This window comes from Burkholderia cepacia (assembly GCF_001039005.1).
Classification (GTDB): Bacteria; Pseudomonadota; Gammaproteobacteria; order Burkholderiales; family Burkholderiaceae; genus Burkholderia; species Burkholderia theae.
On record NZ_LDWR01000093.1, the window covers coordinates 1 to 4,601 of the forward strand.

1 protein-coding gene and 1 pseudogene are annotated in these 4,601 nt (G+C 57.7%); both read left to right on the top strand.

What is annotated here, in order from left to right:
• Nucleotides 1–233 precede the first annotated feature (233 nt).
• Nucleotides 234–1,427 (top strand): annotated as a pseudogene (locus VL15_RS41285) (IS110 family transposase); the annotation flags it as partial.
• Nucleotides 1,428–3,141: 1,714 nt separating this feature from the next.
• Entirely contained in the window at nt 3,142–4,533 is a 1,392-nt protein-coding gene (locus VL15_RS36990) for an autotransporter strand-loop-strand O-heptosyltransferase (protein WP_048251819.1), read from the top strand.
• The last annotated feature ends 68 nt before the right edge of the window (nt 4,534–4,601 follow it).

The following is a 4,601-nucleotide window of genomic DNA, read 5'->3' on the forward strand; positions in this document are numbered from 1 at the left end:
CCCCGTTACTATCTTCACGCCCCGATAATCGGGGCTATGGCCAGCCAGGCCCGGCATGATTCCCGCCCCCAGTCGCAGTCATGATCCGGGGGGGGGGTTGTCACCGGGCCTGGTGGGTGGCTGGTGATCGCTGATAGGGGTTTGGCCGGGATATCCCGACGCCGTCCGTAACGTGGATGCCGAGACTTGCCACCGTTGTTGCAGGCCAATCCGTTCACTCTGCATAAACTTCGATGCAAGACACTCAACAACGTGACGCCGTCGATGTCTTTGTCAGCGTCGATGTCGGTAAAGGCCATCATCACGCCGTGGCACTCGATCGGAACGGTAAGCGCCTGTACAACAGGGCTCTACCCAACGACGAGGCCAAGCTGCGCGCCCTCATCACCGAACTCAAGACTCACGGTCGACTCCTGTTCGTCGTCGATCAGCCTTCTACCATCGGTGCGCTTCCTGTAGCCGTCGCCCGCGCTGAAGGCGTACTCGTCGCCTATCTGCCTGGCCTGGCCATGCGCCGCATCGCTGATTTGCACGCCGGCGAAGCCAAGACCGATGCCCGCGACGCCGCCATCATCGCCGAAGCCGCTCGCTCGATGCCGCATACGCTGCGCTCGCTTCGACTGGCCGACGAGCAGCTCGCCGAACTCACCATGCTCTGCGGCTTCGATGACGACCTCGCCGCTCAGGTCACGCAGACCAGCAACCGCATTCGCGGCCTGCTTACTCAGATCCATCCGGCGCTCGAGCGTGTTCTCGGACCGCGCCTCGACCATCCGGCGGTGCTCGATTTGCTTGAGCGCTACCCGTCCCCAAGCGCACTTGCTGCTGCCAGCGAGAAGACGCTCGCCAATCGCCTGACCAAGCTCGCTCCTCGCATGGGCAAAGGCTTAGCGGCCGAGATCGTTCAGGCACTGAGCAAACAAGCCGTGACCGTGCCTGGCACGCAAGCCGCCACCATCGTCATGCCCCGCTTGGCCCAGCAGCTTGCGGCCTTGCGTCAGCAACGCGACGAGGTCGCTGCCGAAGTTGAACGACTGGTGCTTGCTCACCCTCTTTGGCCGGTCCTGACCAGCATGCCGGGAGTCGGCGTCAGGACCGCCGCCAGACTCCTGACCGAAGTTGCCCACAAAGTCTTCGCTTCGGCTGCCCACTTGGCAGCCTATGCTGGCCTTGCCCCGGTAACCCGGCGCTCAGGCTCGTCGATCCGTGGCGAGCACCCATCCAGACGGGGAAACAAGGTGCTCAAGCGAGCCTTGTTCCTCTCCGCCTTTGCTGCCTTACGAGATCCAGTCTCACGCGCCTATTACTCGCGCAAAATCCAGCAAGGCAAGCGCCACAACCAAGCGCTCATCGCACTGGCACGGCGACGCTGCGACGTCCTGTTCGCCATGCTGCGTGACGGCACCATTTACCAACCCAAGTCAGCCCCTTCTATGAGCGAAACACATAGGCCCCCCCCAAGGGCTGGAAACCGGCCCCAACCCGAAAGATCGGGGTAGACTCCGCCGCAAGCGACACCTCGCCGTAGACGCCGGAGGCGCTCCCTTGGCGATCACACAGTCACGGGGCCTGCCGACACGACTCGATAGCGGTCGAATTGATGCTAAACGCAATATCTGCCGTGCCCGACCTGGATGGCCTATCTCGGAAGCGGCCTAGCAAGCTGCGCGCGGACAAAGGATACGATTGCCATCGATGTCGACGCAATCTTAAGCGACGTGACATCCCAGCGCGGATGACCCGCAAAGGCATTGCGAACAACGAGCGCTTGGTACGGCATCGCCAGCTTCGGCAAGCTGTGTATCCGCTTCGAGCGGCGACTCCAACGCAGTCGACTCATCCAATATCAGATTTTTCCCCGATGCAAACCCGGTTGATACCTGAAATAATCTCCGGAAAATCCGCTAATCAAGCGGCTTACGATCAAATTCGCCGACGTCCTATCATCGATTCCGGCTTTGAAGCGATATCGATTTCCAGTCGCACAGATAGTTCCAACGAATGTCAACGAGAAGTAAGCTATATGACTAGACAATGAAAATTCTGCGCGGTGACATTCCAAGCGCCGAACGTCGCCGATTTCTAGCGCGCACATCGCTCTGCTCCATGGCACGTTGGCGATGTCGATCACGGGCCCCGCCGCCCCCACACGGGGCACGGGTGATTTGCACGAAACACCCTCCGCGATCGATACCTCGATCTCTTCGCCAAATCAGGATCCGCGTGTCCGCACACTTGCCCTTCATTGCACGAGACGAGCGCTTGCGTGCTCCGTAGCAAAATTGACCGCCCTACTGAAACCCGTCAGTGCTCACTTTCTCGTTCCCGATACACCCGACGGCGGCGAGTATTTCAATGTTTATCAGCTCGTGCCGGAATCGAAGCGCGCGTGGAACACGAGCATCAGCTTTTGCCATGATCAGCTTATGGTGAAACTTCCAACCGCAGAAGTGCACCATGCTGAGCGTACACAATGAAATCAGCCCCTCGGAGATCGGTTCACGTGCCCGCATCTCCTATGCCCCAATCGATTATCGCCGCGCAAGTCAAGAAGCGTTTGGGCACCGAACGAGGCGAAATTTCAACAGTACATAATCTATTTTTGAATGCACAAATTTCATGCCAAGTTTATTCTTGACTCACATTTTTTGTCCGATCAATTTAGGAGCTTGTTATGCACTTCGGAATCTTTCGCACACCTTGGACTTGCGGTTCGCGGAGCGTCGACAATCACACACATCGCGCAGATATCAGATAATTTGCAAAAAAATCTTCGTAAAGTTAAAGCCTATCCGAATAACTATTTCAGGCACAATCAAGCAAACAAACAGCCTGATGGCCTGAAAACAAAATTCGAGAAGCTTTCGGCTGCCGTGCGGCGACGGCTCGCGATATCTATCGTGACCGAATCTGCAGTCGGTCTGAACAATGATCACCTCGTTCAACCAACCTAAACGCCTGTACATTGTCATCCACACAGTCCGTCCTGGCGACTCTCATCTATACGCGATAGCTCTTGCTCGACTCATTTAGTCGAACGCAACAGATTCCTGTCATTCTCTCTACAAGGAAATGGGTGTATCGCGTGCAAGCAATCACGACTTGCACTATCGCTAGGCGACACCAAATAGGATCACCACGATGCCTCAATCCGTTTCATATTCTGATGCGAACGCCAAGCGAACCGCATACGAGGTTCCCAAGGTAACATTCTCTAGGGCGTCGACGACGGTTAGCACGCACGCGTCTCCAACACGCGACTTGCAATCGACGCCCGGAACGCCTTCAGTCCATCAACAGGCTACCATCGCCCCCGAAGCAATCTCGCGCGTCGATGCCCGTGGCTTCACGACACCTGCTGACCTACCGACGTGGTCCGGTCCCGAAGACATGCGCTTTGACTTCAACGACGGCTGTCGCATTCTCTTACCGGAGGGCGACTGGACCGTGCGACTGAGCGATGCCTCCACCGACACCCCGCTATTCGCCGCGCAAATCGGCGCCGGCATTGTGTGCAGCACGAGAAAGCACTTCGTACCGTTCCTGATCGAGATTGATGCAGGTGGCAAATGCATTTTCAAGCATCAGTTCGACGCGCATGGCAAACGGGTTCTGATTCAGTTCGAGTCAGGTCAACTCGGCACCGCGCTCGGCTGGTTCAGCTACGCGGTGAAATTTCAGCGGCAGCACCGTTGCAATCTGACCTGCTCGATGCCGGCACCACTTATCGCGCTGCTTCAGTCCGGCTATCCCGAAATCGAATTTGTGACACCCGAGTGCGTCAATCCCGAGTGCTATTACGCGACGTACCGGATCGGCCACTTCTCCGGCGCGGAGGCTGGCCTGTACCAACCAAGCGCCCCACAGCTCGTCGGCCAGCATCGCAGCGCCGCGTACATGCTCGGCGTTGATCCCCGCGAAGCCGCGCCGCGGATCGAATTGGCTGATGACAGCCGGCCGCAAGCGGGCCGTTATGTATGCATCGCAGCGCAAAGCCCTTTGCGCTGCGCGCGCTGGGAAAGGCCGGGCGGCTGGCGGGAGTTGCAGCGGTTTCTAACGGCTAGCGGGTATCGGATCATCTGCATCGATTCGCCTTCAAGCGACGTAGTCGACGAAAGCTGCGCGCTCAAGCAAGCCGCGCAGTATCTGACGCGAGACGCATCTTGGTCCGAGCGCGCGCGCTGGCTGAGGCACTCGGATTTCTTTATCGGCGTGCCCAGCGATTTCGCGTGGCTCGCATGGGCGGTTGGCGTGCCGGTTGTATTGATCAGCGGGTTCACACATCCGGTTAGCGAGTTCGAAACGCCGTATCGGATCGTTAACTACCACACATGCAACGGCTGTTGGAACGATGTGAGCGCCAAGTTCGACGACACCGATTCGTCATCATGTCCGCGCCATGCGGGGACATTGCGACAGTTTGAATGCGCACGCTTGATCAGCTGCGAGCAGATCAAGAGCATGGTTCTTCGAATACTTGAGACAGTGCCCCCTTACCATTTTCCCCCTCAAGTTTATACAGAGATCGACTAAACCTTCACCTCGATACACCGATATGCCTTCCAACACCGATTACACCGATATGCCTTCCAACACCGATT

Excerpts from the sequence above, each read along its gene's own strand:
- VL15_RS36990 (WP_048251819.1), top strand. The coding sequence starts at position 3,142 with ATGCCTCAATCCGTTTCATATTCTGATGCGAACGCCAAGCGAACCGCA.